Annotated in this window: 2 rRNA genes; both read left to right on the plus strand. The window is 57.6% G+C overall.

Going from position 1 to position 3,240, the window contains the following annotated elements:
• The first annotated feature begins 53 nt into the window (after positions 1–53).
• A 23S ribosomal RNA gene (locus tag H1A14_RS22940) occupies positions 54–2,952 on the plus strand.
• Positions 2,953–3,091: 139 nt separating this feature from the next.
• Positions 3,092–3,203 (plus strand): 5S ribosomal RNA (gene rrf, locus H1A14_RS22945).
• Positions 3,204–3,240: the final 37 nt, after the last annotated feature.

The raw sequence follows: 3,240 nt of genomic DNA on the forward strand, positions 1-3,240 counted from the left end.
TAAGAGCACGTCCCCCCGGCAGGGCATGCATGCGCAGAAGGGTGCATGCCTGAAGACAAGTAAACAAGGGCGTACGGGGGATGCCTAGGCTCTCAGAGGCGAAGAAGGACGTGACAAGCTGCGAAAAACTGCGGGGACCGGCACAGACGGGCAGATCCGCAGGTGTCCGAATGGGGCAACCCATCCGCGTTGTGCGGATATCCCGTCCCAGGACGGGAGGCGAACCCGGGGAACTGAAACATCTAAGTACCCGGAGGAAGAGAAAACAAGAGTGATTCCGCGAGTAGCGGCGAGCGAAAGCGGAACAGCCCAAACCGTCCGTGTCACGGCACGTGCGGGGTTGTAGGACCCGTGTAGTCCGCACATATACCCGACGGGAAACGGATGGGAATCCGTACCGTAGAGGGTGAGAGTCCCGTACCGGGAGGGTGATGTGCGGCGCGGGTATCCTGAGTAGGGCGGGACCGGAGAAATCCCGTCTGAATCGGCCGGCACCATCCGGCAAGGCTAAATACTCCTGAGAGACCGATAGTGTACAAGTACCGTGAGGGAAAGGTGAAAAGTACTCCGAACAGGAGGGTGAAAAGAACCTGAAACCGTACGCCTACAAGCGGTCGGAGTCCCGCGATGGGATGACGGCGTGCCTTTTGCATAATGAGCCTACGAGTTACGCCTCACTGGCAAGGTTAAGCCCCTCAGGGGCGCAGCCGGAGCGAAAGCGAGTCTGAACAGGGCGCAGAGTCAGTGGGGGTAGACGCGAAACCCGGTGATCTACCCATGGACAGGTTGAAGCTCCGGTAAAACGGAGTGGAGGACCGAACCGATAAACGTTGAAAAGTTTCCGGATGATCTGTGGGTAGGGGTGAAAGGCCAATCAAACCGGGAAATAGCTCGTACTCCCCGAAATGTTTTTAGGAACAGCGTCGGGAATCGTATGTCGGAGGTAGAGCTACCGATAGGACTAGGGGGAGTCACATCCTACCAAATCCTGACGAACTCCGAATGCCGTCATACGGAACCGGCAGTGAGGGCTTGGGTGCTAAGGTCCAAGTCCGAGAGGGAAAGAACCCGGACCTACCGCTAAGGTCCCGGAATCCGCACTAAGTTGAACAAAGGCGGTCCAGCTGCACAGACAGCCAGGAGGTTAGCTTGGAAGCAGCTATTCCTTTAAAGAGTGCGTAACAGCTCACTGGTCGAGCGGCAGGGCGTCGATAATAATCGGGCATCAAGTGCGGTACCGAAGCGTAGGATTCATCCCGTGTAGACGGGGTGTCTGGTAGGGGAGCATTCCAACGGCGGCGAAGGTGCGCGGCGATGCGCGCTGGAGCTTTTGGAAAAGCAAATGTAGGCATGAGTAACGACAATGGGGGCGGGAAACCCCCACACCGGTAGACCGAGGTTTCCTGATCAACGCTAATCGGATCAGGGTCAGTCGGGACCTAAGGATAACCCGAAGGGGGATTCCGATGGAAGATGGGCGAACATTCCCATACCCGCGGTGCAGGCAACGGAGTGACGGAGTGATGAAAGACCCGCGCGGTGACGGAATACCGCGTTGAAGGCCGTAGGTATTGGGACTGCAGTGAAATGCGCAGATCCAGCCGAACGCCGAAAGTACTCCAATCCCACGGGAGCGGAGACAGTGGTCCTAAGGGCTTCCAAGAAAAACTTCTAGCGTCAAGCGCACGGCGGCCCGTACCGCAAACCGACACAGGTGGTCAAGGAGAGAATCCTGAGGTGCTCGAGTGAATCATGGCTAAGGAACTCGGCAAAATGGCCCTGTAACTTCGGGAGAAGGGGCGCCCCGCGGTAAGACGCGGGGCCGCAGTGAAAAGGCCCAGGCGACTGTTTATCAAAAACACATGGCTTTGCGAAGTGGCGACACCAAGTATAAGGCCTGACACCTGCCCGGTGCCGGAAGGTTAAGGGGGGACGTTATTGCGCAAGCGAGAAGCGTTGAACTGAAGCCCCGGTAAACGGCGGCCGTAACTATAACGGTCCTAAGGTAGCGAAATTCCTTGTCGGGTAAGTTCCGACCTGCACGAATGGTGTAACGATCTGGGCGCTGTCTCAGCCATGAGCTCGGTGAAATTGTAGTCGCGGTGAAGATGCCGCGTACCCGCAACGGGACGGAAAGACCCCATGAACCTTTACTGCAGCTTAGCATTGGTATCGGGTAAACGATGTGTAGGATAGGCCGGAGGCATTGAAGGGGCGTCGCCAGGCGCCTTGGAGCCGCCGTTGAAATACGGCCCTTTGTTTGCCTGGTATCTAACCCGCCTGATGCGGGGACATTGCTTGGTGGGTAGTTTGACTGGGGTGGTCGCCTCCAAAAAGGTAACGGAGGCTTCCAAAGGTTCCCTCAGCACGCTTGGTAACCGTGCGCGGAGTGCAATAGCATAAGGGGGCTTGACTGTAAGGCCGACAAGCCGAGCAGGGACGAAAGTCGGGTATAGTGATCCGGCGGTTCTGTATGGAAGGGCCGTCGCTCAAAGGATAAAAGGTACTCTGGGGATAACAGGCTGATCTCCCCCAAGAGCTCATATCGACGGGGAGGTTTGGCACCTCGATGTCGGCTCGTCACATCCTGGGGCTGGAGAAGGTCCCAAGGGTTGGGCTGTTCGCCCATTAAAGTGGCACGCGAGCTGGGTTCAGAACGTCGTGAGACAGTTCGGTCCCTATCTGTTGCGGGCGCGGGAAGTCTGAGAGGGGCTGTCCTTAGTACGAGAGGACCGGGATGGACCGACCGCTGGTGTACCGGTTGTGGTGCCAACTGCACCGCCGGGTAGCTACGTCGGGAAGAGATAAGCGCTGAAAGCATCTAAGTGCGAAACTCGCCTCAAGATGAGACTTCCAACAAGGGCCGTCGTAGACGACGACGTTGATAGGCTGCAGGTGTAAAGCCAGCGATGGCACAGCCGAGCAGTACTAATGGCCCGGAAACTTGTACGGCCGGACCACATTGCATTCTCTGCGAGACATATCATGGAAACGTCCGGGGACCGGAGACGGAAGTCCGGGACGTGAAACCGAAGAAACAGAGTGCCGGTGCGGGTACGGAAATGAACCGCACCCACGGGGCACGTAGATTTTGGGCGGCCGAGCGCAGGGGCCCCACCTCTTCCCATCCCGAACAGAGAAGTTAAGCCCTGCAGCGCCGATGGTACTGGAGTTACATCCGGGAGAGTAGGTCGCCGCCCGATCCCATCAGGCCTTCCGAGGAATCGGAAGGCTTTTTTT

It is taken from the genome of Pararhodonellum marinum (assembly GCF_015354735.1).
GTDB classification, from domain to species: Bacteria; Bacteroidota; Bacteroidia; order Cytophagales; family Cyclobacteriaceae; genus Pararhodonellum; species Pararhodonellum marinum.